24 protein-coding genes, 1 tRNA gene and 1 pseudogene are annotated in these 24,680 nt (G+C 67.3%); 13 read left to right on the top strand and 13 right to left on the bottom strand.

Annotated elements, in window-relative coordinates; genetic code table 11:
* Together ACESMO_RS07270 and ACESMO_RS07265 are read left to right on the top strand one after the other, a co-directional pair.
* A pseudogene (locus tag ACESMO_RS07270) lies at positions 1-141 on the top strand (IS481 family transposase); the annotation flags it as partial.
* Between the two features lie 62 nt (positions 142-203).
* Positions 204-908: a hypothetical protein gene (locus ACESMO_RS07265; RefSeq protein WP_372707494.1), complete on the top strand. Its 705-nt coding sequence runs from the start codon at positions 204-206 to the stop codon at positions 906-908.
* Between the two features lie 266 nt (positions 909-1,174).
* Here the strand turns inward: ACESMO_RS07265 and gspD are convergent, their stop codons facing one another.
* The 5 genes from gspD to gspG are packed head-to-tail and all read right to left on the bottom strand — an operon-like array spanning position 1,175 to position 5,369.
* Positions 1,175-3,211 (bottom strand): type II secretion system secretin GspD, encoded by a 2,037-nt coding sequence (gene gspD, locus ACESMO_RS07260; RefSeq protein ID WP_372707493.1) that lies wholly within the window; start codon positions 3,209-3,211, stop codon positions 1,175-1,177.
* A 10-nt stretch (positions 3,212-3,221) separates the two neighbouring features.
* Positions 3,222-4,103 carry a type II secretion system protein N gene (locus tag ACESMO_RS07255; protein ID WP_372707492.1) on the bottom strand — a complete coding sequence of 294 codons (882 nt, stop codon included), beginning with the start codon at positions 4,101-4,103 and terminating at the stop codon, positions 3,222-3,224.
* Positions 4,100-4,465 (bottom strand): type II secretion system minor pseudopilin GspI, encoded by a 366-nt coding sequence (gspI, locus tag ACESMO_RS07250; RefSeq protein ID WP_372707491.1) that lies wholly within the window; start codon positions 4,463-4,465, stop codon positions 4,100-4,102. The genes ACESMO_RS07255 and gspI overlap by 4 nt, the downstream gene beginning before the upstream one ends.
* Complete coding sequence (locus tag ACESMO_RS07245; protein ID WP_372707490.1) at positions 4,462-4,920, bottom strand: GspH/FimT family pseudopilin; 459 nt, start codon at positions 4,918-4,920, stop codon at positions 4,462-4,464. Before ACESMO_RS07245 ends, gspI begins: the two co-directional genes overlap by 4 nt.
* 2 nt (positions 4,921-4,922) lie before the next feature.
* Positions 4,923-5,369 (bottom strand): type II secretion system major pseudopilin GspG, encoded by a 447-nt coding sequence (gene gspG, locus ACESMO_RS07240; RefSeq protein ID WP_372707489.1) that lies wholly within the window; start codon positions 5,367-5,369, stop codon positions 4,923-4,925.
* 151 nt (positions 5,370-5,520) lie between these two features.
* On the opposite strand from gspG, the gene gspL reads away from it, so the two are divergent.
* The 4 genes from gspL to ACESMO_RS07220 are packed head-to-tail and all read left to right on the top strand — an operon-like array spanning position 5,521 to position 9,819.
* Complete coding sequence (gspL, locus tag ACESMO_RS07235; protein ID WP_372707488.1) at positions 5,521-6,597, top strand: type II secretion system protein GspL; 1,077 nt, start codon at positions 5,521-5,523, stop codon at positions 6,595-6,597.
* Entirely contained in the window at positions 6,594-7,100 is a 507-nt protein-coding gene (gene gspM, locus ACESMO_RS07230) for a type II secretion system protein GspM (RefSeq protein WP_372707487.1), read from the top strand. Before gspL ends, gspM begins: the two co-directional genes overlap by 4 nt.
* Complete coding sequence (gene gspE / locus ACESMO_RS07225; protein WP_372707486.1) at positions 7,097-8,593, top strand: type II secretion system ATPase GspE; 1,497 nt, start codon at positions 7,097-7,099, stop codon at positions 8,591-8,593. The genes gspM and gspE overlap by 4 nt, the downstream gene beginning before the upstream one ends.
* A 2-nt stretch (positions 8,594-8,595) precedes the next feature.
* Complete coding sequence (locus tag ACESMO_RS07220; protein WP_372707485.1) at positions 8,596-9,819, top strand: type II secretion system F family protein; 1,224 nt, start codon at positions 8,596-8,598, stop codon at positions 9,817-9,819.
* A 7-nt stretch (positions 9,820-9,826) separates the two neighbouring features.
* Here ACESMO_RS07220 and ACESMO_RS07215 read toward each other — a convergent pair whose 3' ends face one another.
* Complete coding sequence (locus tag ACESMO_RS07215; RefSeq protein ID WP_372707484.1) at positions 9,827-10,561, bottom strand: hypothetical protein; 735 nt, start codon at positions 10,559-10,561, stop codon at positions 9,827-9,829.
* Between the two features lie 29 nt (positions 10,562-10,590).
* Between ACESMO_RS07215 and ACESMO_RS07210 the strand changes: the two genes are divergently transcribed.
* The 4 genes from ACESMO_RS07210 (at position 10,591) to cysC (ending at position 14,851) form a co-directional block, all read left to right on the top strand.
* Positions 10,591-11,154: a prepilin-type N-terminal cleavage/methylation domain-containing protein gene (locus tag ACESMO_RS07210; protein WP_372707483.1), complete on the top strand. Its 564-nt coding sequence runs from the start codon at positions 10,591-10,593 to the stop codon at positions 11,152-11,154.
* A complete protein-coding gene (locus ACESMO_RS07205; protein WP_372707482.1) occupies positions 11,151-11,990 on the top strand; it encodes a general secretion pathway protein GspK in 840 nt (279 codons plus the stop codon). Before ACESMO_RS07210 ends, ACESMO_RS07205 begins: the two co-directional genes overlap by 4 nt.
* 135 nt (positions 11,991-12,125) lie before the next feature.
* Positions 12,126-13,040, top strand: a complete 915-nt coding sequence (cysD, locus tag ACESMO_RS07200; RefSeq protein ID WP_372707481.1) for a sulfate adenylyltransferase subunit CysD — start codon at positions 12,126-12,128, stop codon at positions 13,038-13,040.
* The gene (cysC, locus tag ACESMO_RS07195; protein ID WP_372707480.1) at positions 13,040-14,851 is read left to right on the top strand and encodes an adenylyl-sulfate kinase; all 1,812 of its coding nucleotides are present in this window, start codon (positions 13,040-13,042) and stop codon (positions 14,849-14,851) included. Before cysD ends, cysC begins: the two co-directional genes overlap by 1 nt.
* A gap of 3 nt (positions 14,852-14,854) precedes the next feature.
* Here cysC and ACESMO_RS07190 read toward each other — a convergent pair whose 3' ends face one another.
* The 5 genes from ACESMO_RS07190 to ACESMO_RS07170 form a co-directional block, all read right to left on the bottom strand.
* Positions 14,855-15,490: a TetR/AcrR family transcriptional regulator gene (locus tag ACESMO_RS07190; protein ID WP_372707479.1), complete on the bottom strand. Its 636-nt coding sequence runs from the start codon at positions 15,488-15,490 to the stop codon at positions 14,855-14,857.
* Positions 15,491-15,555: 65 nt separating this feature from the next.
* Positions 15,556-15,843: a SemiSWEET family sugar transporter gene (locus ACESMO_RS07185; RefSeq protein ID WP_372707478.1), complete on the bottom strand. Its 288-nt coding sequence runs from the start codon at positions 15,841-15,843 to the stop codon at positions 15,556-15,558.
* A gap of 40 nt (positions 15,844-15,883) precedes the next feature.
* Entirely contained in the window at positions 15,884-17,371 is a 1,488-nt protein-coding gene (locus tag ACESMO_RS07180) for an amidase (protein ID WP_372707477.1), read from the bottom strand.
* Between the two features lie 8 nt (positions 17,372-17,379).
* Positions 17,380-18,759 (bottom strand): amidase, encoded by a 1,380-nt coding sequence (locus tag ACESMO_RS07175; RefSeq protein ID WP_372707476.1) that lies wholly within the window; start codon positions 18,757-18,759, stop codon positions 17,380-17,382.
* Positions 18,760-19,084: 325 nt separating this feature from the next.
* Positions 19,085-21,343 (bottom strand): S9 family peptidase, encoded by a 2,259-nt coding sequence (locus ACESMO_RS07170; RefSeq protein WP_372707475.1) that lies wholly within the window; start codon positions 21,341-21,343, stop codon positions 19,085-19,087.
* Positions 21,344-21,460: 117 nt separating this feature from the next.
* Between ACESMO_RS07170 and ACESMO_RS07165 the strand changes: the two genes are divergently transcribed.
* Together ACESMO_RS07165 and ACESMO_RS07160 are read left to right on the top strand one after the other, a co-directional pair.
* A complete protein-coding gene (locus tag ACESMO_RS07165; protein WP_372707474.1) occupies positions 21,461-22,288 on the top strand; it encodes a ferredoxin--NADP reductase in 828 nt (275 codons plus the stop codon).
* Positions 22,260-22,604, top strand: a complete 345-nt coding sequence (locus tag ACESMO_RS07160; protein WP_372707495.1) for a chorismate mutase — start codon at positions 22,260-22,262, stop codon at positions 22,602-22,604. The genes ACESMO_RS07165 and ACESMO_RS07160 overlap by 29 nt, the downstream gene beginning before the upstream one ends.
* Here the strand turns inward: ACESMO_RS07160 and ACESMO_RS07155 are convergent.
* Positions 22,601-22,954, bottom strand: coding sequence for an Hpt domain-containing protein (locus ACESMO_RS07155; protein WP_372707473.1), 354 nt, complete (start codon positions 22,952-22,954; stop codon positions 22,601-22,603). The two genes, ACESMO_RS07160 and ACESMO_RS07155, sit on opposite strands and share 4 nt — an antisense overlap.
* Positions 22,954-24,405 (bottom strand): amino acid permease, encoded by a 1,452-nt coding sequence (locus tag ACESMO_RS07150; RefSeq protein ID WP_372707472.1) that lies wholly within the window; start codon positions 24,403-24,405, stop codon positions 22,954-22,956. The genes ACESMO_RS07155 and ACESMO_RS07150 overlap by 1 nt, the downstream gene beginning before the upstream one ends.
* Positions 24,406-24,605: 200 nt before the next feature.
* On the opposite strand from ACESMO_RS07150, the gene ACESMO_RS07145 reads away from it, so the two are divergent.
* Positions 24,606-24,678, top strand: a tRNA-Lys gene (locus tag ACESMO_RS07145).
* Positions 24,679-24,680 lie beyond the last annotated feature (2 nt).

Raw genomic sequence — 24,680 nt, 5'->3', positions numbered from 1 at the left:
GTCGCCGCCTATAACTTCGCCAAGCGTCTCAAGACGCTCAAGGGCCTCACGCCCTACGAAGCCATCTGCAAAACATGGACAAACGAGCCAGAACGATTCAGGATTAATCCGATCCATCAAACTCCGGGACCAAACATCTAGTCCTATGCGCGGTGATCCTGCGCCCGGCCAGACGCCGTGGCGGTTTCAACGCCTGAGGGGATTTGATCGACGCGATGCGCTTCCGGATTGAAGTCCTGGTCCTCTCCGTGGTCGCGCTCCTGTTTGCGAGCGGGGCGGGTCGCGCTGAACCTCTGGATACCGCAGCCGTGCACGCGGAACCGCAATATTATCTCCTCGCCCTGCCGACGGCACCGGTTTCCGAGATCGCGGCTCAGGTTCTCGGCGAAGCGCTTGGCTTGCCGTTCCAGATCGATGACGACGTCGACGCCGAGATGAGTTTCCGGGCCGAGGGCCTGTTCGCGCCCAAAGCCTTGGCCAAGGAATTCGGCGACCGGCTCCGGGACGTGGACGTGGCTCTGGTAGACCGTCCGTCCGAGGGCCTCTGGCTAATCCCTGCCGGCGAGTTGAGCGAGACGCTTTCCGAGGGGGCCTTGCTGGTGACTTCCCAAGGGTCGGTGGCCACGGTCGCGAAGACGTCGATCCCGCCGATGGCAGCCCGAGGCATCGACGACGGCAATCCCCCGCCTGATCAGAACTGGCCCGGATGGTTGGCCATGGCCACGATCGCGGCTGCCGCTGGTTGGAGTGGCTGGCTGGTCCTGGCAGCTACAGAAAGACGGCGCGGGATCGCCCTACCCGCCCTGCCCTCCCCGCCCGAACCACCGGGCGACGATCTGATCGTGCCGTATTTCGAACAGGTCGCCACTCCGCCGCAGCATGCAATCGAGCCACCTCCGCGTATATAGATGTGGGTGCCGGGGTCCCATCTCGTGATCGACCCGGGCCTGCATTCCCGTGTGAGCTTGTCAGTCCTGCTCCAGGACTCCGCGCCCTTGCCACGATCGTGGTGCGGCGCAGCGCCGATGGTGACACCCTTGGCGCCGTGTGGACCCCCCGGCGCGACGTACCCGTCAGCGTCTTGCAGAACGCCAGGCCGCCTGGAGCGAAATGCTAGAGCCTGATTTACGGCGTCGGCGGAATCGCGAAGCGATCCCCCTCGACCGATCAGGCTCTAGGACACCGGCGCTTCTGCCGGCACGGGCGGCGGCGGCGGCGGCACAGGGACCGGTTGTAGCGTCACTCCGGGGAATGGCGCGGCGGCTCCAGCGTCACGCAGCCGGTCATAATTTTCCCGCGAGTCGATCCGCACATCCTCGACGTCACGCAGGATAGTCGTCCGAAGGAAGATGAATAGCGTCCGACGCGTCTGGCTGGTTCGCCTTGATCTGAACAGGCCACCGATTCCCGGCAAGTTGCCCAGAACAGGAACCTTGCCCTGAGACATCAGCTCGTCGTCCGTTATCAGGCCGCCGAGCGTGATTGTTTCGCCGTTGTCGGCCAGCACCGTGGTCGTGATGCTGCGCCGGTTAGTGACGAGGTCGGCCGCACCTGGAACGTTGCCGTTGACCAGCGACGACACCTCCTGAGTGACCTCCAGCCGCACGACGTCACCGTCGTGAACGCGCGGCGTGACTCTCAACGTGACGCCTACGTCCTCCCTGGAAATGGTCGTGAAGGGATTCGTGACATCGCCATCAGGCGCGAACGATCCCGTGCGGAACGGCACATTCTGGCCTACCACTATCTCTGCCGGCTCGTTGTCGAGAACGGTGACGCTGGGGGTCGACAACAGGTTCGCGCTGGACGTTCGCGACAGAGCCTGGAGCAGTAGGCCGAACTCGCCCTTACGACCGGCCGCGAGGTTGAGGCCTTCCGACAAGACGTTGCCGCCGGGCACGCCAAGCGCCGTCAGGATCGTTCCGAGGGAGTTGCCGACAGTCGTAAACGAAGTCCCGCCGCCCACGCCGTTGGCAGGAACCGCGCCCCCGGCCGCCAGCTGGATGCCCAGTTGGTCGCCCAGCTCGCCGGTGATCTCGACGATCGCGGCCTCGATCACGACCTGAGGCCGGCGGATGTCCAGCTCCCGGATCAGATCTTCCAGCATGTCCACCGTCGAGGGGGAGCCGCGCATGACGATGGCGTTCAACTCGCTCGCCGCCTGGACAGTCACGTCGTTCAAGGCGAAGCCGCGCGCGGTCGGCGCCGAACTGCCGCCGGACGTCGCGGCTGGAGCGGGCGAAGCGCCCGTTGAGGCCTGCAGAGCGCTGGCGCGCGAGGCGCTCAAACCGGCCAAGCCCGTCGCTCCGCCCCTCAGGCTGCGGCTGACCGCGTTGGTGGCGGTCGGCTCGCCGCCCATCAGGCCGCGCACAATTTCGACCAGACCTTCCGCATCCGCGTGTCGCAGTCGGACCACACGGGTCACCGGCGAAGCGCCGCCCGGCCGGTCCAGCGCCGCGACGATGGTGCGCGCCTGGGCGATTTCCTGCGGCGAGCCGCGCAAGAGGATGGTGTTGCTGCGCGCGTCACCAGCGATCCGGGCACCGTCCGCTCCCTCGCCGAACAGCTGGCGCATGGCCGCCGCGACCTCTTCCGCCGACGCGTAGGTCAACTGCAGGCTCTCGAAGGAATCGCCGCCGCCGCTGTCCAGCGACCGGGCGATCTGCTCGATGCGGCGCACGTTGTCGGCATAGTCCGTGACGACTACGGCATTGGGTTCCGTCACGGCTTCCAGCGATCCGAACTGCGCCACCAGCGGGCGCAGCGCCCGGGCGGCCTGGTCGGACGGCAGATTGCGCAGACGGATCAGGCGGGTGACGATCTGCTGGTTGGAGCCGTCTCCACCCGAGGCGTTGTTCTGGATCACCGTGGCCTGCGGCACGATGCGCCAGACCGCGCCGTTCCTGACCACGCCGAACCCGGAGCTTCTCAGCACCGACTGGAACAGGTCCCAGACTCCTGCGCTCGACAGCGGTTGGGCGGATACCACCGTCACCTGCCCGCTGACGTTCGGGTCCAGCACGATGGTTCGCCCGGTGATCCGCGCGATCTGCTCGGCGACGTCGCGGATGTCGACGCCGCGCATGTTGATCACGACGTCGCTGGTGACCGGTCCCTGGCTCATCACAGCCTGGGTCGCGCCCGCCGTCGGCGGAACCGAGAGGACGACGCTGAGCAGGCATGTCATCCCGAAACGGAATTGTCTGTTCACGGAGGGTCGCCTATCTGAGCGGAATGGTAAGGGTGACGGTGCGATTGTCGCGAATGATTTCGACGCGGGCCCGGCCAACGGCGGCGGCGCGTTCGAAGACCTGCTGGTCGGTCGCCGGGTTGCCGAGGGCCTGACCGTTGAGACTTTTGATGACGTCGCCCGGACGAAGGCCTGCGCGAATGAGTTGGGGAGCGCTGTCGGCGCCGACGACATAGCCTTGTGGCGTCGACGAAACCCCGAGGGCGCTGGCGCTCATCGCAGGGCTCGAGGCGACGGCTGGCTGCGCCGTTCGCTGGCTTGTGGCTCGTGCCACGGTCGTGGCGACGGGCGACGACGACGCGAGAGCCGCCTCGGAGGCCGGGCTGGCGGACGGCGTTGAAACCGGCGCAGAGGCTGGCGCAGGCACGGTGCCGACCACGCTACCGGCTCCGCCCGTCGGCTTAGGCAGGGCGAGAATTTCGCGCCGACCGCCTGAACTCAGGACGACGTGATCGTTCTGGATGCTCTCGATGACCACGCTACCGACGGGAGCCTGGCCCACGACGAAGGTTTGGACCAGCCCATCGCCGGCGGCGATCAGGGCCGCAGAGCCCGCTCCGGAAGCTTGATAGACGATGCCTTTCAGGACCAGCCCGAGGCTGTCCACGGCCAGGCCCCCCGCACCCCCCGCGCCGCCACCAAACGGCGCATAGGCAAGGATGGTCGCCAGATTGCCGCCCGACGGTCCACCGAGGGACGGAAGAGCGGCCGGGGTCCAAACCGCTTGACGTCCATCGTCCCAGCCCACCACGCGCCAAGTCAACCGCGCCAGACCCAAGGCCAGGCTGACGACCACGCAAAGGCTGACCAGCCTCAGCCAGAACACGGGCGAACGAAGGACCTCGGGCGTCACGTCCTCGCCCCCACGTCGATGAAGCCGTTCAGTCTCGCTGCCGCACCGGTCGAGTTGGCGCGCGACACGCTGATCTCCAACGCCTGCAGATCGGCGTCATCGGTCGGACTGCGTTGCACGCGCACGCTCCAGTCCACACCCATCGACCGCACCACGTCGGGGGTAGGGTCTCCGAGAGTCAGCTCAGTCAGGCGATTCTCGGCGACCCATTGGCCGACGATCCGGTCCTCCAACCCTCGAACCCCGTCGATGTGCGCCTGCGTCGCGATCAGAAATCCCGACGCCGCGATCGACAGGATGAACAGGGCCACGATGGCTTCCATCAGCGAATAACCGTCGCGGTCGACAAGGAAGGCGGTCACGTTCGCGCTCCGTCCGCCACGGCGACGACGTCCGCGCCAAGGCCGTCAAACGTCACTATGAAGGTCTGGCCGCGATCCCGGATCGTCATCCGCGAGGGCGGCGCGGCCCCGTCCGGATCGACGGAGACTTCGGCGTCCTGCGCGCTCATGACGACGCCCTTGGGCAGGATGTGACGACCCCGCAAGGCATCCGCGTCTCCGCCGATGAATTCGTAGCTCGAGGGAGCCAGACGCAAGCGCATCGGACGCCCGTCGATCAGGGCTTCGTCGGCGGCCAGTCGGAGACGATCCGCCAGTCTATTGGCTTCCGTCTGCGCCGTGGTCCCGCGAAGACCGCCGCCGAGAACCAACAGGCTGGCCGACACGCCGATGATGGCCAGAACCACGAGCATCTCGATCAGGGTCATGCCCTGACGCCGCTCATCCGGTTTCAGCGCCCGCCCGTTCGCGACCATGATCAGCGCGATCGATCCGAGAGGTCGGCGTCGAGTGCTTCGCCGCCGGCCTCTCCATCCTTGCCGTAGCTCATTAGATCGAACCCGCCGGTCTGGCCCGGGCTGCGGTAGATATACTCACGGCCCCAGGGATCCTGCGGCGCCTCGGGCAGATACCCTTCGGGGTTCCAGCCGGCGGGCACCGGCACCGCCGTCGGCTTTTCAACCAGCGCCTTCAGACCCTGTTCGGTCGTGGGATAGTCGCCGTTGTCGAGCCGGTACATGCGCAACGCGGCGGCTGTCGTTCGCAGGTCGGTCTTGGCGACCGTCACGCGCGCTTGATCCGGGCGGCCTATGACGTTGGGCACGATCATCACCGCGACCAGGGCGATGATGGCCATGACCACGATCATCTCGACCAGGGTGAAGCCCTGACGCGGCGCGCTGCGGACACGGGCGAAAGAAAACATGCGGGCTCTCTGCTAGCGGCGACACCTTTGTCGCTGCTATAGACCACCGCAAGTCGAGGAACAAAGCCTGATGGCGGTCGATGCCTTCACGTCACGATCAATTCGCGAATCGATTTCGGCTACCGGACTATGGCGCCTCCAGGCTGGCGACGTGGTCGCCGTCGACCCGGACTGGCCCGGCCCGCTGACTGTGCTCGCGCCGTGCGAACGCATTTTGATTCTCGCCGTCGACCTGCCGTTCGCGTCGCGTGGTCAAAGGCAGACAGCCGCGCCCTTCGCCGTCGAGGGGCTGATCGCCGAACCCCTCGACCGCGTGCATGTGGCGCTGGGTGCCGAGGTCTCGGATCGTCGCCACCTGTGCGCTGTCGTCCGCAATGAACTCATGGACCACTGGGTCGGGGTCCTGACCCAGGCCGGTCTCGACCATTGCATACTTCTGCCCGACGCCCTGACCCTGTCGACGCCGCCGGCGGGGTACTGGCGGCTGGCGGTCGAGGACGGACGCGCTCTGGTTCGTACCGACGACGGCGGCGGGTTCGCCGTCGACCTCAAGGCTCTGCCGGCGACGTGGGAAGCCGGGAACCGGCCGCGGTTGATCGCGTCCCGGGATTCGCTGCCGGAAATCATGCGGGGCGGCGTCGATGACATGTCGCTGGAACTCGACGACGGACTGCGGCCGGTGGTCGTGGTGGCTCCGATCGATCTGCGACAGGGACGGTTCGCGGCATCACGGCGGCAATCGCCGACTTTACCCTGGCGTGCTGTAGCCCTCGTCGCGGCTGCGGGCTTTCTGGCCCATGTCGCCATCCTGGCATTGGACACCTGGATTCTGGACGGTATGGCCGACCGACGCGAGACCGAAACCCGGGCGATGATCGCCTCGAGATCACCCGAACTTGGCGAACAGCCCGATCTGGTGCTGGCCGTGGATCGCCTCGCGCCCCTGCAATCCGGCGGGGACGGACGGCTCGTCCGGGTCCTGGGCCGGGTTTCGGCCGCCCTGAGCGCCACGCCGATGTCCTATCGATACCTGCAGTATGCGTCTGACGGCGCGCTTGACCTGGCGGTGTCCGTTCCCAGCGCCGCGACGCTGGAGAGCGCGACGGCGGCCCTTAACGGCGCCGCGCTTCCGGCGCGCTCGGCGCTCGATCCGGTCCCGGCCGGCACCCCCTCTCCCGAAGGCGTCGCGGCCATCTTGACCATCACTCCGGGCGGGGTCGCGCCGTGATCCTCGCCGATATTCACCAGCGAACCTTTCCTGCCGTGGCCCGCGCCCGCGTGTGGTTGGACGGCCGGTCCGCGCGGGAGCGCGCCCTGCTCGGCGTTCTTGTCTTCTGCGCGGGCGTCGCCCTCGTCTGGTACGGCATGCTGGGTCCGCTGCTGTCGGCCAACGCCACGGCCCGCGATCGGATCGCCCTTTACGAGCAGCTGCAGGCACGGTTGCGGATCACGCCCGGCGGCGCGGCTTCCGCGACCTCTGGTCCGACGATGGCCGATGACGCTGCGCTGGACCAAGCCATCAGACGGGTCGCGGCTGAACTGGGTCTGAACCCCGAAGTGTCCGCGGACGGTGACAGGGTGCGGGTCACGGTTGCGAACGCCCGCTTCGACAGCGCCCTGCCCTTCGTTCAGGCCATCGAAAGAGGCGGCGCGGTCGTCGTGGCGATGCGAATGGACGCCACCGACCAGACCGGACTGGTGAACATGACCATGACGGTGTCGCGCCCATGACGGCCCAACCGCTCGACGACGCGGAGACGCCGCCGCAAGCCCGCCTCGCCTATGGGTACGCCAGCCGCAACGGGGTCATGATCGAGGATCGCCCCGGGGGTCCGGTCTGTGTGCACCGGCGCTCGGCACCGTTGGCGGCGCTGCTTGAGGTGCGGCGACTCCAGGACGGTTCCATCGCGTTCGAGTTGCTGGAAGACGCTGCGTTCGACGCCCTTCTGCGCGAACGCACGGGGGACGCGGCCGACGCTGCGGCGGACATCGATGTCGATGAGGGCGACCTCGCGGCCTTGGCCGAGGACGCCGCAGCGATAGACGACCTGCTGGACAGCCGCGACGACGCGCCCGTGGTCCGGCTGATCAACGCCATCCTGCTGCAGGCCGTGCGCGAAGGCGTGTCCGACGTGCACATCGAAGCGGAGGAGCGCCGCCTCAGCGTCCGCTATCGCGTCGACGGCGTGCTGCGCGAAATCCTCTCGCCCCCGCGCTCGCTGGCGCCCCTGCTGGTCAGCCGCATCAAGGTCATGGCGCGTCTCGACATCGCCGAGAAGCGGGTGCCGCACGACGGGCGGGTGACGCTTCGGATCGGCGGCATGGACGTCGACGTCCGCGTCTCCACCATCCCGACCCAGCATGGCGAGCGGGTCGTGCTGCGCCTGCTGGATCGCAACGCCTCCGGCCTGGATCTGGGTCTCCTCGGCATGGAATCGGATGACCTCAAGGCGCTTCGCCGCATGATCAAGCGGCCACACGGCATCGTTCTTGTCACCGGCCCCACCGGCTCGGGCAAGACCACCACCCTTTATGCCGCCCTGACCGAGCTGAACGACCGGCGACGCAACATCATGACGGTCGAGGACCCCGTCGAATACGCGCTGGAAGGCGTCGGGCAGATGCAGGTCAACGCCCGTATCGACCTGACCTTCGCGCGCGGCCTTCGCGCCATCCTGCGTCAGGACCCGGACGTGATCATGGTCGGCGAGATACGCGACCACGAGACCGCGGAGGTCGCCGTCCGATCCAGCATGACGGGCCATCTGGTGCTGTCCACCCTGCACACCAACAGCGCGGTCGGCAGCGTGACGCGACTGATCGACATGGGAGTGGAACGCTATCTGCTCGCGCCCATGTTGGCAGGCCTGATCGCCCAGAGGCTAGTGCGGCGTCTCTGCCCGGAGTGCCGTCGCGTCGACAAGGCCGCACCCGCCGACGTCGAACTGATGTCCGGCGCCCTCCGGGCAGGCACTCGCGTGTTCCGGCCCGTCGGCTGCCCGGCCTGCCGCAATGAAGGCTATCGCGGGCGCACAGGCCTGTACGAAGTCATCGAAGTGGACCCGACGCTTCAGGCCCTGGTCCATGACGGCGCGTCCGAAGCCGACCTGACACGCCAGGCGCGCAAGACCAGTCGCTCAATTCTGGATGACGGTGCTGCCAAGGTGGCTGCGGGCGTGACTTCGGTTCAGGAAGTCGCGCGGGTCGTCCGGGAGGACGGCTGACCATGACGGTTTACCGCTATCAGGCCGTGGACGCCGCGGGCCGGTCGCTGCAAGGCGTGGTCGAGGCGGGGAACGAGGCCGGGGCGCGCGGGCTGGTCCGCGACTTGGGCCTGTTGCCGACCTCGGTCCGCGTCCAGTCCGGTCCGGGCGCGGCGCCAACGGGCCTGCGGCTCACGGGGTGGGGCAAGTCCGTAACCAGCCGCAGCCTGGCCGCCGCGACCCGCCAACTGTCGACCATGATCGGCAGCGACATCCGCATCGACGAGGCCGTCCGCATCGTCGGTCATGAACACGAATCCTCACCCATCGGCGCAGTGCTGAAAGACGTCGCCGCCTCCATCACGGAGGGGCGCAGTTTCGCCTCGGCGCTGGAACGGCACCCGCGCGTATTCCCGGAATTCTATCGCGCCTCCATCGCCGCCGGAGAGCAGTCGGGCCATCTGGCCGACGTCCTGGCCCATCTGACCGAGTTCGTGGCCTCGAAAGAACGGGCCTCGCGCAAGGTCCAGCTGGCCCTGCTGTATCCGGCCCTGCTGGCCGTCGTGTCGGCGATGATGATCACCCTGCTGCTGGTCTATGTCGTGCCGGACATCGTCAAGGTGTTCGTCTCGCGCGGGGCCGCCTTGCCCCTGCTGACCCGCGCGCTCATCGCGCTCAGCGGCGGGGTTCAGACATTTGGACTGCCGCTGCTTATTCTCGCGGGCGCGGCCGGGATATTCTTCAACCGCTGGCTGGCCGACCCAGCCAACGCACTGAAATTCGCGCGTTTCCGCCTCAACACGCCGCCGATGAGAGGCTTCGTACGGCAACTGAACGCCGCGCGTTTCGCGGGCAGCTTGGCGACCTTGGTCCGCAGCGACGTCCCGGTGGTCGACGCCATTCGCGCCGCCGCTGCCGTGACGCCCAACATCTATGTGCGTGAACGCGCCATGGTCGCCGCCCAGCGCGTGCGGGAGGGCACCAGCCTGCGACGCGCCCTGTCCGAAGCCGAGGTCTTTCCCCGCATGCTGCTCGCCGTCGTGGCCAGCGGGGAACACAGCGGTCGCCTGGCCACGGGCCTCGAACGGGCGGCGCTGGATCTGGAGCAGGATCTGGAGGCGCTGGTGTCCGCCATGGTCGCGCTGGTCGAGCCGGCCGTGTTGCTGGTCATGGGCGGCATCGTGCTGTTGATGGTGCTGGCCATCCTCATGCCGATCGTCAACCTGAACAATCTGGCCGGGCTTTGACCGCCCCCTATGGCTGGATGTCGATAGTCCCCGCCGCGACGCCGGGCAGAAGGGTCGCGCCGATCGGCGTGACGGTTACAGATATCGTTCCTCCCCTCGCGAGGCGAGCCCGCGCCAGTTCACCTGACTGGACCGCGCGAAGCGTCATCGTGGAACCCTCCACGTCCGATCTCGCCTCGCCGACCAGCGGCAGCGTCGCCGTCGACAGGCCCGCGCCCTGGCAGTTGGCGGGTCCGGCGCGGAGAAGGCCGGTTCCGACCCTGCCACCGCCGACCGCGAGGTCCGCAGCCCGAAACGTCGCCTCTCCGTCGCAGGCGAACGGAAGCGCTGGGGCCAGCGCGTTGGCCAGCCGAAGCGAGGCAACGCCATCGGCGCGACGCAGCATCACGGCGTTGGAACGCCACGAAACGTCGGCCGCCAGCGCCGTGCCCGGTCCACGCACCTTGACGTCGCCCGACGGGGTCAGGGACGCCACGGTCTGCACCGGATCGAGGCTCCAACCCACGGCGAAACCCGGTTCCAGCGCCGTCTCGCCGTTCCAGACCGTGCCGATGGCCTCGCGTTCGCCTCCGATCGCCGCCTCGGCCGGTAGATACAGCAGCAGTCCCACGACATATGCGCCCAGCGCCGAAGCCGCGACCACGACGCGCCACGGCATCACCCGCACATGCAGGCGCTCGAACTGAAATGCGCCGCCGGCGTGAAGCGTATCGCCGTCTCTGGTCCGCCAGACGCCAAACATGGTCGCTCTCTCCCGCAAGCGACCCGCCGATGGCCGAACGCCGAACGCCATCAATAAGGGCCGGCTTCACTCTGGTCGAGGTCATCGTGGCCCTGGGCCTGTTCGGTCTGATCGCGCTGGCCGGGTTCGGCCTGCTTCGCGCGGTGCTCGACACCCAGGCAGGCACGGAAAGCCGCCTCCGGCGCATGTCCGAGATACAACGCGCCCTCTTCGTTGTCGCTTCGGATCTGGACCAGATCAGCGGGCCGGTGGAGGGCGACGCCGCGACGGTGGTGTTCCAGAAGGTCGATACGGGAGGGCGACCGTTCGTCGTGCAGTATGGTCATCAGGGCGACCAATTGACCCGAACGATTTCGGGACCCTTCGGCGAACGCGCGCAACCTCTGCTGAAAGGCGTGACCTCGGCGCGGTGGTCCTATCATCTGGGCGCGGCGGGCTGGGTCGCGGCGACGCCTCCGGTCCCTAGCGGCCTCCCGGCGCCCGACGCGCCGGCGCGGGTCGGCGCGGTGGCGCTGGATCTTGACCTGATCGGCGTCGACGGACGCGCGACCAGCGTCAGGCGGGTGATCCCCACGCCGGAGATGGCGCCATGACCGGTTCGGCCAGACGCGGTCGCCGCGAGGGGATGATCCTGCTCAACGTCCTGATCGTGGTCGCCATTTGCGCGGCCGCGGTGACGGTGATGATCGTGGCCCAAGACATCGAGGTGCAGCGTTCCACCCGTCTCCACCAGGCGTCCCAGGCCCAGGTTTACGGGCGCGCGGGCGAGCTTTCCGCCGTGGTCGCCTTGCGCCGGGACGGACTGACCAGCCCGGAGATCGATGGCTTGACCGAGCCTTGGGCTCAGATCGGTCAGCGGACAATAGCGATTCCGGGTGGCGAGTTCGCCCTGGACGTGTCGGATGAGCAGGCGTTCTTCAACGTCAATTCGGTGGCGGGGGGCGATCCGGTGGCGGCGTCGGTCCTGCTGAGAATCGGAGCGACTGCGGGGGTGTCCCGCGAAACGCTGTCGACGATCGCGCTGTCGTTGGCGCTCGTGGGGCCGATGCGGGACGACGGTCCGCTGAGAACCGCAGGCGTCGATCCGGCCGATCTGCAGCGTCTCGCGCCATGGGTGACCTTCCTGCCGCCGGAAGCGACACTGAACGTCAACACCGCCAGCCCGGAGATGATCGCCATAGTGCTGAACGACCCCGCGCTGGCCCGCTCCGTCGTCGACCAGAGATCTCGGGCGGCCCTGACGCCCGAAGCCGTCCTCGCCTTCGGCGCGCCGAGACTGGTCGGCGCGCGCTCCGATCACTATCGCGTCGAGACCGTCGTCCGCGTGGGCGATGTCCGGCGCCGCACCGTCAGCCGGATCGAGCGATCGATTGGGCCGCTGGGGGTCGAGGTCCGCGTCATTTCCCGTCGCAGATCGCACTCCGCCTAAACAATTCATCGTTGGCGCAGAGTCGAGAGCCGCCGCCGTCGGTTCCGTGTGGGCGACGGACCCTGCCAGCACCGTCCCCGCTTGATCCCGTCCGCGACCTCCTTCAGGGTCGAGGCCTTGAACCGGACTTCATCCTTGCCACGCCCATCACCGGACGATCGCTATCTTGACCATCTGGAAGCCGAGGCGCTCCAGATCATGCGCGAGGTCGTGGCCGAGTGCGCGCGGCCCGTCATGCTGTACTCCGCCGGCAAGGACTCGGCGGTGATGCTGCATCTGGCCCGCAAGGCCTTCTTCCCGGCCGTCCCGCCCTTCCCGCTAATGCACATCGATACGACGTGGAAATTCACCGAGATGTACGCCTATCGCGACCGGGCGGCGGTCGAGGCAGGGATGCCCCTGCTGATCCATCGCAATCCGGAGGCTGAGGCCGCGGGCGTCAACCCCTTCGACCATGGCGCGCGGGTGCACACCGATCTGTGGAAGACGCAGGGGCTCAAGCAGGCGCTGGACCTGCACGGCTTCGACGCGGCCTTCGGCGGCGCGCGCCGCGACGAGGAGAAGAGCCGGGCCAAGGAGCGGATATTCTCCTTCCGCACCCGCGCCCACCTGTGGGACCCCAAGGCCCAGCGCCCCGAGCTTTGGCAAATCTATAACGCCCGGGTCCACAAGGGCGAATCCGTCCGTGTGTTCCCCCTGTCCAACTGGACCGAAATGGACGTGTGGCGATACATCGTCCGCGAGGGGATAGAGGTGGTGTCTCTCTATCTCGCCGCAGAACGGCCGGTGGTCGAGCGCGACGGGGCGCTCATCATGGTCGACGACGCGCGCATGCAGCTTCATCACGCCGAGACGCCGGCGATGCGCAAGGTCCGCTTCCGCACGCTCGGCTGCTATCCATTGACCGGCGCGATCGAAAGCGAGGCCGACACACTGGATGCCGTCATCGCCGAAATGCTCGCCTCCGACGCCTCCGAGCGACAGGGCCGGACCATCGACCAGGACCCGGCAGCCTCGATGGAGCTCAAGAAGCGCGAGGGCTATTTCTGATGGCTCGCGATCTGGTTCGCCTGATCACTTGCGGTTCGGTCGACGACGGCAAGTCGACCCTGATCGGGCGGCTGCTGCATGACACGGGATCGGTGCCCGCCGACCAGCTGGCGGCCATCCGCTCGGCGTCGGGCGAGCCCGACTTCTCGCGCCTGTTCGACGGCCTGGACGCTGAGCGCGAACAGGGCATCACCATCGACGTCGCCTATCGCCCTTTCGAGACGGCGAACCGCCGCTTCATCCTGGCCGACACGCCCGGCCATCCCCAATATACGCGCAATATGGTCACAGCGGCCTCCACTGCGGACGTCGCCGTCGTGCTGGTCGACGCGCGCAAGGGCGTGCTGCCCCAGACGCGAAGGCACAGCTACTTGGCCGCTTTGCTGGGCGTCCGCCGCGTCCTGCTGGCGGTCAACAAGATGGATCTGGTCGACGGGTCTCGGGCCGTGTTCGACAAGATCGTCGAGGACTATCGCGCCCTGGCGGACGATCTGGGCCTGAACGCCGAGACCGCCATTCCACTGTCCGGCCTGCGCGGCGACAACGTCGTGGTGCGGTCGGCGTCCATGCCTTGGTACGATGGGCCGACCCTGCTGGGATGGCTGGAAACCGTCGATCTGGAGGAGGCCCAGCCCGGCCCCTTCCGCATGCCGGTCCAGTGGGTCAATCGTCCGGACGCCGACTTCCGCGGCTATGCCGGGCGGATCGCGGCCGGGACCGTCCGACCCGGAGACCGACTGAAGGTACTGCCCTCCGGACAGCTCGCGACCGTCGACCGCATCGTGGCGATGGACGGCGATCTGCCTGAGGCGGACGTCGGACTATCGGTGACCCTGACCCTGACGGAACATCTCGACGTCTCGCGCGGCGACGTACTGGCCGCAGCGGCCGACGCGCCCGGGTCGGCCGACCAGTTCGAGATCGACCTCGTCTGGATGTCCGAGGCCCCGCTGCTGCCCGGCCGCGCCTATGTGATCAAGTCGGGTGCCGCCACGTTGACGGGCCAGGTCACCGACATCCGCCACAAGGTCAACGTCGAGACGATGGAGCGTCTGGCGGCGCGAACGCTGGAGATGAATGACATCGGCGTCTGCCACCTGCACCTCGACGCGCCACTTGTGTTCGAGCCCTATGCCGACAGTCGGACGCTGGGCGGCCTGATCGTGATCGATCGTCAGACCAACGAGACCGTCGGCGCTGGCCTGATCCGCTTCGCCCTGCGCCGTTCGGCCAACATTCAGTGGCAAGCGCTGGACATCGGCCGTGCCGAGCGCGCCGGCCAGAAGCACCAACGCCCGCTGGTCCTGTGGTTCACTGGCCTGTCCGGCGCGGGAAAGTCGACCATCGCCAATCTGGTGGACAAACGCCTCTTCGCCGACGGACGCCACGCCTATCTGCTGGACGGCGACAACGTCCGCCACGGCCTGAACCGTGACCTGGGCTTCACCGACGCCGACCGGGTCGAGAACATTAGACGCGTGACCGAAGTGGCACGCCTGATGGCGGACGCGGGCTTGATCGTGCTGGTCTCGGCCATCTCGCCCTTCGCCGCCGAGCGCCGTCTGGCACGCGAACGGATGGAGCCAGGCGAGTTCGTTGAAATTTTCGTCGACGCCCCTCTGGCGGACGTGGAGCGGCGCGACGTGAAAGGCCTGTACCGCAAGGCGCGGGCCGGGACGCTGAGCAACTTCACCGGCATCGACAGCCCCTATGAGCGGCCGGAGAACCCGGACATCCGCATCGACACGACGGGCACCACGCCCGAACAGGCCTGCGCCCTGATCATGGACGCGATCCGCGAACGGTTCTGACGATCAGCGGTGAGCCTTGAGGAAATCGTCGGCACAGGCCTCGACGTGACGGGACAGCACATCCGGTGCCATAGGCTTCAGACCGAGCGACGCACGCAGGTGCGCCTCGCTCTTGACCGCCCCCAGATAGCGCCAGGCCGCGCCTTCGGGATCGCCGACCGACAACCGTCCCGCCGCCGTCTCGGCGCGCAGCCAGTCAGCCACGCGACCCTGAAGCTGCAGCACCGCCGTCTCGAAAAACAGTTCGGCCATGCGCGGCGCGCGGGCGGACTCGGCGACGATGACCTTGTGCATACGCATGGCACGGTCGCCGAGCACGAGGTCCAGAAAACCGTTCGCCAGATCGACCAGCATCTCGTGTACAGGCCGGTCGGGGTCGGGCTGCAGCCCGGAGGGCATCACCACCGTATCGCACTCATGCTTCAGCACGGCGCAAAACAAGGCCTCCTTGTCGTCGTAGCGCGCATAGATAGTCGCCTTGGAAACGCCCGCCGCCTGGGCCACCGCGTCCACGCTGGCGGCCTCATAGCCGCGCTCCATGAACAGTTCGCCCGCTGCGGCCAGGATAGCCTCATCCTTCGAGACGTCTCGGGGACGGCCTCGTTTGGGGGCGCACATCATGAGCGTGGCGATCGACATACTATACCACTTGGTTTGTTAAATGACCCTAGACCGACTTTCCGGCCGAGGCCAGCGCAGGGAGTCTATCCGCTGGCGGAGGGTTCCCCGTCTCGGAATCGCCATTTCATGGCCAACACGGCCGAGGCCATGACCAGCGCCAGGGCGTTGGCGATGGTGATTGGCCATGCCTGGGTCAGCACGCCGTACGTCGTCCAGAGGACGAAACAGGTCACCGTCAGGGAATAGGTTTTCAGGGACACGGAAGAGGCGTCCCGCTCCTTCCAGATCTTGATCAGTTGGGGCGCGAAGCTGGTGACCGAGCACACGGCCGCCGCCGTGCCGACAATGTTGATGACAATCTCGCTTTCCATCGCGCCCTAATGGCGGCGCGGCTCAAAAGGTTGCCGCCGTTCACCGGGCCGGGGCCAGCAATGGGCGGATCACGTCGGACCCGTCGATCGACGGCGCGAAGGTCGGCGCGCGCCAGGCCTGCGTCGACTGTTCGAAAGCGTAGCCCAGAGACAGGACCTTGGCGTCCTCCCACTCGCCCGCGATGAAGCTCATCCCGACCGGCAGGCCGTCGACGAACCCCATGGGCACGGTCAGATGCGGATAGCCCGCCACCGCTGGCATCTGGCTGGCCGCCCCAGCGTAATGGTCGCCGTTGGTGACGTCGGTCATCCAGGCCGGACCCGTCGTCGGCGGGATCAATGCGACGACCGTGTGCTCGAGCATGAGCTTGTCGATGCCTTCGACTCCCGCCAATCGCAGCGAGGTCGCGCGCACTTCCAGATAGGCCGGATCGTCGAGACCCGCCTTCGCCTCGGCGGCGATGAAGATCTCCTGCCCAAACAGGGCCAGTTCACGGGGCGTCCGCGCATTGAAGGCGATGACGTCGGCCAGGGTGCGGGTCGAGACCTGCGTCGCGTCGGTCGAAGCCAGATAGGCGTTCAGGTCGGCCTTCAGCTCGAACAGCAGGACCTCGAACTCGGCCGCGCCCATGGCGTCCATGTCGGGACCGTCCTTGATCTCGACCAGCACGGCACCCGCCTCGCGCAGCTTCTCCAGGTTCTCGTCGAACACCCGGTCGGTGTCGGCCGAATAGCCGGTCAGGAACCGCATCACACCGATCCGCGCCCCGCGCAGCGACCCCGCGTCCAGCGCCGCGCGATAGTCGACCTTGCGCACATCCGCCTCGGCGGTCGCGTCGTCGAGCGGGTCGGACCCGGCGATGGCGTTCAGCACCACGGCCGCGTCCGCGACGGTCCGCGTCATCGGCCCGGCGGTGTCCTGTGAATGGCTGATGGGGACGATGTGCGTGCGCGACACCAGCCCGACCGTCGGCTTGAAGCCGACGATGCCGTTGATCGCCGCCGGACAGGTGATCGACCCGTCCGTCTCGGTTCCGATCGCCGCCGGCGCCAGCCCCGCCGCCACCGCCGCCCCGCTGCCCGAGGACGAGCCGCAGGCGTTGCGGTCCAGCGCGTGGGGATTGCGCGTCAGCCCCCCGACCGCGCTCCAGCCGCTTGTCGAGGCCGACGAGCGGATGTTGGCCCACTCCGACAGATTGGTCTTGCCGAGGATGACCGCGCCCGCTTGCCGCAGCCGCGCCACCAGCGGCGCATCGCGGCCGGGCGCATTGTCGATCAGGGCAAGCGACCCGGCGGTCGTCGGCATGTCGCGGGTCTCGATGTTGTCCTTCAGCAAGATGGGCATGCCGACGATACCGCTCGCTGCTTCCCAGCGTGCGACCATCTGGGGGTCGGCCCAGACCAGCACGCTGTTCGTCGCGGCCTCTGCGGGCGTCATGTGACGTGCGCCGTAGACTTCCTGGGCGACGGCGGTGCCGCCAAACATCACCAGTGCGACTGTCGCGGCCGCCGTCTTCGCCAATCTCATTCTGATCCTCAATTCCCGTCTGATCGAAGCGAAGGTGCCCGGCGCGCCATTGTCCTGCGCTCGAACGCATGCCCGAGCGACAGCACGCGCGCGTCGTCCCATTTGCCGCCGATGAAACTCATCCCCACCGGCATACCCCGGTCAAAGCCCATCGGCACCGTCAGGTGCGGATAGCCCGTCACGGCGGCCAGGGTGCTGGCGGACCCTTGGGCCCGGTCGTCGTCGGCCGGATCGTTGGTCCAGGCGCGCGACGTCGTGGGCGCGATCAGGGCGATCACGCGATTGTCGGCCATCATCTTGTCGATCCCCTCCGGTCCCGACATCCGCAGCGAGCTTTCGCGCGCAGCGACATAGACGGGGTCTTCCAGTCCGCTCGTGGCCTCTGCGCGCAGGAACAGCTCCTGCCCGAACAGGACCATCTCAAGCGGCTCTGCGTCGTTGAAGGCGATCAGATCAGCCAGCGTCCGTGTCGGCACCTGTGTCGAGTCGGTCGAGGCTAGATAGGCGTTCAGACCGACCTTCAGTTCGCTGATCAGCACCTGTCGCTGGGCCGCACCGATGGCCTGCATGTCCGGTCCGTCCGCTATCTCCACCAGATCGGCCCCGGCGTCGCGCAGGGCCTGGAGATTCTGCGCGAACACGGCCTGGGTCTCGGCGGAATAATTCCCGACCAGAAACCACATCACCCCGATCCGCGCGCCGCTCAAACTGTTCGGCTCCAGCGCAGCGCGATAGTCAACCTTTCGGGCGTCGGCCTCGACCGTGGCCGGGTCGAGAGGGTCCGAACCGGCGATCACCGTCAGCACGATGGCCGCGTCCTCGACCGTGGTGGTGATTGGCCCGGCGGTGTCCTGCGAATGGCTGATCGGCACGATATGGGTGCGCGACACCAGCCCCACCGTCGGCTTGAACCCCACCACCCCGTTGACCGAAGCCGGGCAGACGATGGAGCCATTGGTCTCGGTGCCGATGGCGGCGGGGGCCAGACCGATTGCGACGGCGACGGCGCTGCCCGACGAAGAACCGCATGGCGTGCGCTCCGCGTCATAGGGATTGCGCGTCTGCCCGCCCACGGCGCTCCAGCCGCTGATCGAGTTGGTCGAGCGGATATTGGCCCATTCGGACAGATTGGTCTTGCCGAGGATGACGGCCCCGGCGTCGCGCAGGCGTGTGACCAGGGGCGCATCGCGGCCGGGCGCGTTGTTGGACAGCGCCAAAGAACCAGCCGTGGTCGGCATGTCAGCGGTTTCGATGTTGTCCTTCAGCAGGATCGGGAGACCACGCATCGATCCGGACGGAATCGGAAACTCGTTTTCTTCGAGGAGAGCGGGACTGACGGCGATCAACGTGTTCAGCGGTTCGGCCGTGGCATTGTCGGCGCTGAGCAAGAGAGCGAACGAGCCCTCTACGGCGTTCCGGCCTGGAAAGTGACCATCGACGACGGCGGCAACGCTCGGGGGTTGGAATACCCTCCCGCCGTCATCGCCGGGGATGGTCCAGCTTCCGTCGCCATTGGGCGTCGCGCACCCGGCCAAGGCCAGAGCGGCCCCGGCACCTGCGACCCACCCCTTCCACCTCCGCTCATACCGCCGAAAGCGGGGACCCAGTACTTTGGGTGATCGGCACCAAGGAATTCGCATTGTCATTGATCCCGACCGAGTGCTTCAGCGAAAGAACCGGGTCCCCGCTTTCGCGGGGATAAGCGGAGCATATTTAGTCAGCTGCCGGCGACCTTGAACCGACCGTGCGATCCAGGAAGTCGAGATACGTCCGCCATTGCTGCAGCTGCCTTTCATTGCCTCGAACGCCATGGCGCTGACCGGGATAGAGCATCATCTCGAACGGGACGCTGCGGCTCTGCAGGGCGTCGATGACACGGGTGGCGTTCTCGAAGATCACATTGTCGTCGGCCATGCCGTGCAGAAGCAGCAGCCGGCCGGTCAACTTGTCCAGGTGATCGACGACGTCGGAGGCCGCATAGCCCTCCGCATTGGCTTGGGGCGTCGACATGTACCGCTCTGTATAGTGGGTGTCATACAGGCTCCAGTCGGTGACCGGCGCACCGGAAATGGCCGAGGCCAGACCCATCTCCGGCTCGGTCAGCATGTGCAGGGTCATGAAGCCGCCGTAGCTCCAGCCCATGGCCGCGATGCGATCGTCGTCCACAAAAGGCAGCGTTCTCAGATAGTCCGCCGCCAGCACCTGGTCGGTAATCTCGGGCTGACCCATCTTCAGGTACAGCGCCTGTTTGAACGCCGCCGAGCGGTCACCCTCTCCCCGGTTGTCCAGCCGGAACACGATGTATCCAGCCTCGGTCAACAGTTGGCTGGTCGCCGGTTGCCAGCTCTTCCGGACCCCACCGCCCACCCCGGGTCCGCCATAGACCTGCATGACCACCGGGTAGGTCTTCGACGGATCGAAGCCCGGCGGGGTTGTCATCTGCCAGACCAGGGTCTCGCCCTCGCTCTCCAGCGTGCCGAAGGTCGGTGTCTGGCGACGCGAAACATAGGGATACATCGGATGGTCGGCGTCCAGCCGGTTCTCCTCGATCCAGCGCACGAAGGTCCCGTCGGCCCGGTACAGGCCCGACTGCGTCGGCGTGCTCAGATCGGTGTAGTTGCCGACGAAGGCCGTGCCGGTCTTGTTGACCGACGCGCTCCACCAGCCGCCTTCGGGCGTCACCGCGACCGGTACCGTCGTCCGGCGCAGGGAGGCGCGGAACAGCTGCTGCTCTATCGGCTCCTCGCGCCCGTCGCGCATGGAGGCGGTGAAGAAGACCTCACCCGTCGCCTGATTGACGCCGTCCAGTGACTTGACCGGCCAGTCGCCACGCGTGATGGCCCGCAGCCGGCGGCCTTCGCGGTTGTAGAGGTAAAGGTGTCGCCACCCGCTCTCTTCCGACGACCAGATGAAGTCGCCGTTGTTCAGCGCCCTGAAATCGTTGGTCAGGGCCACCCAGGCGTCCGACCGCTGGGTCGAGATCACCCGCGACACGCCGGTCGCCGGGTCGACGCTCAGCAGATCCAGCGTCTTCTGGTCGCGCGACTGACGCTGGACGTACATGGTGCGCCCATCGGCCGACCAGTTGACCCGCGCCAGATAGATGTCGGTGTTCTCGCCCAGATCGACCTTGGTCCGCCCGCCGCTCTGGCGGTCGTGGACATAAAGTTCAACCACGGCGTTGGGCCTGCCCGCGCGCGGATAGCGCTGCTCGATAACGCGGGCCCCGCCACCGGTGATGTCTAGCCGAGGGATGATGTCGACTGTCGATTCATCGGTGCGTTGCAGGGCGATGTAGCGTTCGTCCGGGCTCCACCAATAGCCGGTGTCGCGGTCCATCTCCTCTTGGGCGATGAACTCGGCCGTCGCCCAGGTGATCAGACCGTCGCCGTCGGTCGTGACCGCAGTCTCCTGGTCGCCGTTCAGATCCAGCACCACCAGATCCTGGTCGCGCACGAACGAAACGAAATTGCCTCGAGGCGAAACCTTGGCGTCGATCTCGTCGGCCACGGTCTCGGTCAGGCGCCGCACGACGCCGCCTTCCCGGCTGGCCAGGAAGATGTCGCCTTCCAGCGGCGCGAGGATGTAGCGGCCCTGCTCGTCCCACGAATATTCCACCACGCCGCGCTGCGAAATCCGCATCCGCTCGCGCCGCGCCTTCTCGGCCTCTGACAGTTCGCCGGCGTCGGGCACCAGTGCCCGCGCGTCGATCAGCTTGAATGGCTCGCCGTCGCCAGTCGGCGCGGCCCACAGGTCCAGAACGTCCACGTCGTCCTGGCGCGAGCGCAGGAAGGCGACCAATTCGCCGTCCGGCGACAGGCTGACGCCCCGCGCCACCGGCCCGGCCAGCGACGGGTTGGCGAACACGCGCTCGGGCGTCAGGATCGCTGGGTCCACTGTCTGCGCCATCACGGCGGTGAACGGCGAAAGTGCCGCGAGAAACAGGCTGGAGGCGAGGAGGTTGTTGGGCATGAGGGCGACGCTAGCGGGTGAAATCCGCCACGTCATCCCCCTCTACCGTTTCGTATGGGCAGGTCTGCGACGCCGCCGCCCTTCCCCCTCCCCGCGCGACGCCTTAATAAGCCGGCGATGACCGACGTCGCCGTCTCTTCACCGCCCGCGAAAGCCTCGCCCTTCCACGAACTGGAAGTCCTGACGGTCCATCACTTGACCGACCAGCTGTTCAGCTTCCGCATTCGCCGGCCCGAGGATTTCCGTTTCCGCTCGGGCGAGTTCGTGATGCTCGGCCTGCCCGGCGAAGCCAAGGATGGTGCTGGCGGCAAGCCGATCCTTCGCGCCTATTCCATCGCCAGCCCCGGTTGGGACGAGGAGCTGGAATTCCTGTCGATAAAGGTCCCCGAAGGTCCCCTGACCTCGCGCCTGCAGAAGATCCAGCCGGGCGACACGGTCCTGATGGGCAAGAAGCCGACCGGCACACTGGTGCTGGACGCCCTGACCGGCGGCGAACGTCTGTGGCTGATCGGGACCGGTACCGGACTGGCACCGTGGCTGTCCGTCGCCCGCGATCCCGACACCTACAGCCGCTTCGGCCAGGTCATCGTCTGCCACACCGTCCGCAACGTATCGGATCTGGCCTACCGCGACTTCTTCACCCACGGCGTCCACGAGGATCCGCTGATCGGCGACGAAGCGAAAGCCCAGCTGGTCTACTACCCGACCGTTACCCGCGAACCGTTCGAGACGCCCGGCCGGATCACCGACCGGATCAAATCCGGCGATCTGTTCGCCGACCTCGGTCTGCCGCCCGGCTTCTCCCCCGACACCGACCGCGTCATGCTGTGCGGCTCCATGGCCATGATCAAGGAAACGGGCGAGCTGCTCGAGACCTATGGCATGAAGGAAGGCTCTAATGCCGAGCCCGGCGACTATGTGCTGGAGCGCGCCTTTGTCGGATAGCGTCACAATCGATCCGCGCACCGCGCCCGAGGGCTGCGCCTCCATGGCCGAGGTCCGTCAGGGCGTCGACGCCCTCGACCGCGCCCTGGTCGTCCTGCTGGCCGAGCGCCAGCGCTATATGGACGCCGCCGCCCGCATCAAGCCGGACCGTTCGGTCGTGCACGACGACGCCCGCATTGAGGAAGTGGTCTCAAAGGTCCTCGCCTCCGCCGACGCCCACCACCTGTCGCGCGACATCGCCGAACCGGTCTGGCGCACCCTGATCGACCGCTGCATCGCCCACGAGTTCGGCGTCTACGACCGCACTCGCCGCTAACCCCTCAGCGACCGCAGCATCATTTCATGCCGATAGGCCGCCACATCGGCCAGGGCAATTCCCAGAGCGTCCCGCACCCGTTCCAGCAGCGGCGGGGCCGCAGCCTTCTCCGCCGCTTCGGCGGTCTGGCAGACAGCCGCCAGGGTCCCCGCGCCGATCCCCGCCGCCGCGCCCCGGATCGTGTGCACCGCGTCGCGCCAGCCGTCCTCGCGGACGTCCAGCATCGGCGACCACAGCCCGGCCTGCTGGAAGAACAGGCCCAGCACCTCCTCGGTGATCGCGTCGTCGCCGCCGGTCATCCGCTCCAGCACGCTGAAGTCGACCGCGCCGGACAGGTCGCGCAGCGCCATCAGGCGGCGGTCTCTTCGCCCTTGGCCAGACGGGAATTCCGCGACGACCAGACGAAGTAGATGACCAGGCCGATCGCGTTCCAGATAACGAAGTAGAACTGGGTCGAGGGCTTGAGGCTGAAGAAGAAGACGACGCAGCCGACGATGGTGATGGCGCCCACCAGCCACCACAGCGGTGCCTTGAACACCCGCTTGCGGCCCGGATCGCGTACGCGCAGGACGATCAGGCAGACGCCCACCGCCGCGAAGGCCGCCAGCGTCCCGGCGTTGGCCAGCGACGCCAGTTCGTCGAGCCGCATCACCCCCGCCAGGCCAGCCACAACGATTGCCGTGAAGATCGTCACCACGGCCGGCACGCCGCGCGACGAAACCTTCGCCAGACTTCGTGGCAACAGACCGTCCCGCGCCATGCCCAGGAAGATGCGGCTCTGGCCGAACAGGAAGGCCAGCAGCACGGTCGGCAGGGCGATCACCGCGCTGGCGGCGATCCATTGCGCCGCCGTGCCCTGCCCCAGGTCGCGCAGGATCAGGGCGAGGGGTTCCGGGCTGGCCGCGAAACTGGCCACGGGCCGGGCACCGATCGCGGCGGCGGCCACGACCAGATACAGAGCCGTGCAGACGACCATCGAGCCGACGATGCCGATGGCCAGATCGCGCTCGGGCCGTTTGGTTTCTTCCGCCGCCGTCGAGATGGCGTCAAAGCCGTAGAAGGCGAAGAAGATGATGGCCGCCGCCGCCATGACCCCGGTCTGGACCACGGGCTGGCCGGTAATCTGTTCCTGGAACGGCAGGGCCGGAGAGCCAAAGCCGTTGGGCATGAAGGGGGTGAAGTTGGCCGCGTCGAAGGCCGGCAAGGCGATGGCAACGAAGGCGATCAGGGCGACGATCTTGATCACCACCAGCACCGCGTTCAGGTTGGCGCTCTCGCGGGTACCCAGCAACAACAAGCCGGTGACTACAGCGATGATGAACACCGCCGGCAGGTTGACGATGCCCCCGGCCACGTGCGGCCCGACCGTCAGCGCCGTCGGCAGGTCTACTCCCATCCCGCTCAGGAAGCCGACCGCGTATCCCGACCAGCCAACAGCCACCGCCGACACGACCAGCGAGTATTCCAGGATCAGGCTCCACCCCACGATCCAGGCGATCAGCTCGCCCAGCACAGCGTAGGAATAGGTGTAGGCGCTGCCCGCCGCCGGCATCATGGTCGACAGTTCGGCATAGGCCAGGGCGGCGCAGGCGCAGACCAGACCGGCCAGGGCGAAGCTGATCATCACCGCCGGACCCGCCAGCCCGGCCCCGACCCCGATCAGGGTCAGGATGCCGGTGCCGACGATGGCCCCGACTCCCAGCGCCATCAGATGCGGCCAGCCCAGCGTCTTCTTCAGCGCCGGTCCGTCATGCGGGGCCAGCATGGCGTCGATCGAGCGCCGACGGTTCCAGAAAGCCATCTTGCATCGTCCTTCGCCGCGCCCCGGCGGCTGTGTAAGACCGACCCTAGCCCGTCATGCGACAAACCGAAACGGAGCCCCAAGTCCCCTTGCGCGCCAGAAACATTCCCATTAGTTGCGCTCCCTCTCCGAAGCTGGTCCCCGACCGGCACGGCGTGATGCGGCACGGGCCTTGCCGGACCCCGCCTGACGAATGGTCCGGGTGATTAGCTCAGTTGGTAGAGCAGCTGACTCTTAATCAGCGGGTCGTAGGTTCGAACCCTACATCACCCACC

Source organism: Brevundimonas sp. (genome assembly GCF_041688735.1).
Taxonomy (GTDB): domain Bacteria; phylum Pseudomonadota; class Alphaproteobacteria; order Caulobacterales; family Caulobacteraceae; genus Brevundimonas.
This window is presented reverse-complemented; position numbering and strand designations above follow the sequence as displayed.

Coding starts and splice junctions, on each gene's coding strand:
- ACESMO_RS07245 (WP_372707490.1), bottom strand. CDS start 4,920: ATGGTCGCGAACGGGCGGGCGCTGAAACCGGATGAGCGGCGTCAGGGC.
- gspG (WP_372707489.1), bottom strand. CDS start 5,369: ATGTTTTCTTTCGCCCGTGTCCGCAGCGCGCCGCGTCAGGGCTTCACC.
- gspE (WP_372707486.1), top strand. CDS start 7,097: ATGACGGCCCAACCGCTCGACGACGCGGAGACGCCGCCGCAAGCCCGC.
- ACESMO_RS07220 (WP_372707485.1), top strand. CDS start 8,596: ATGACGGTTTACCGCTATCAGGCCGTGGACGCCGCGGGCCGGTCGCTG.
- ACESMO_RS07215 (WP_372707484.1), bottom strand. CDS start 10,561: ATGTTTGGCGTCTGGCGGACCAGAGACGGCGATACGCTTCACGCCGGC.
- ACESMO_RS07210 (WP_372707483.1), top strand. CDS start 10,591: ATGGCCGAACGCCGAACGCCATCAATAAGGGCCGGCTTCACTCTGGTC.
- ACESMO_RS07205 (WP_372707482.1), top strand. CDS start 11,151: ATGACCGGTTCGGCCAGACGCGGTCGCCGCGAGGGGATGATCCTGCTC.
- cysC (WP_372707480.1), top strand. CDS start 13,040: ATGGCTCGCGATCTGGTTCGCCTGATCACTTGCGGTTCGGTCGACGAC.
- ACESMO_RS07190 (WP_372707479.1), bottom strand. CDS start 15,490: ATGTCGATCGCCACGCTCATGATGTGCGCCCCCAAACGAGGCCGTCCC.
- ACESMO_RS07185 (WP_372707478.1), bottom strand. CDS start 15,843: ATGGAAAGCGAGATTGTCATCAACATTGTCGGCACGGCGGCGGCCGTG.
- ACESMO_RS07180 (WP_372707477.1), bottom strand. CDS start 17,371: ATGAGATTGGCGAAGACGGCGGCCGCGACAGTCGCACTGGTGATGTTT.
- ACESMO_RS07170 (WP_372707475.1), bottom strand. CDS start 21,343: ATGCCCAACAACCTCCTCGCCTCCAGCCTGTTTCTCGCGGCACTTTCG.
- ACESMO_RS07165 (WP_372707474.1), top strand. CDS start 21,461: ATGACCGACGTCGCCGTCTCTTCACCGCCCGCGAAAGCCTCGCCCTTC.
- ACESMO_RS07160 (WP_372707495.1), top strand. CDS start 22,260: ATGTGCTGGAGCGCGCCTTTGTCGGATAGCGTCACAATCGATCCGCGC.
- ACESMO_RS07155 (WP_372707473.1), bottom strand. CDS start 22,954: ATGGCGCTGCGCGACCTGTCCGGCGCGGTCGACTTCAGCGTGCTGGAG.
- ACESMO_RS07150 (WP_372707472.1), bottom strand. CDS start 24,405: ATGGCTTTCTGGAACCGTCGGCGCTCGATCGACGCCATGCTGGCCCCG.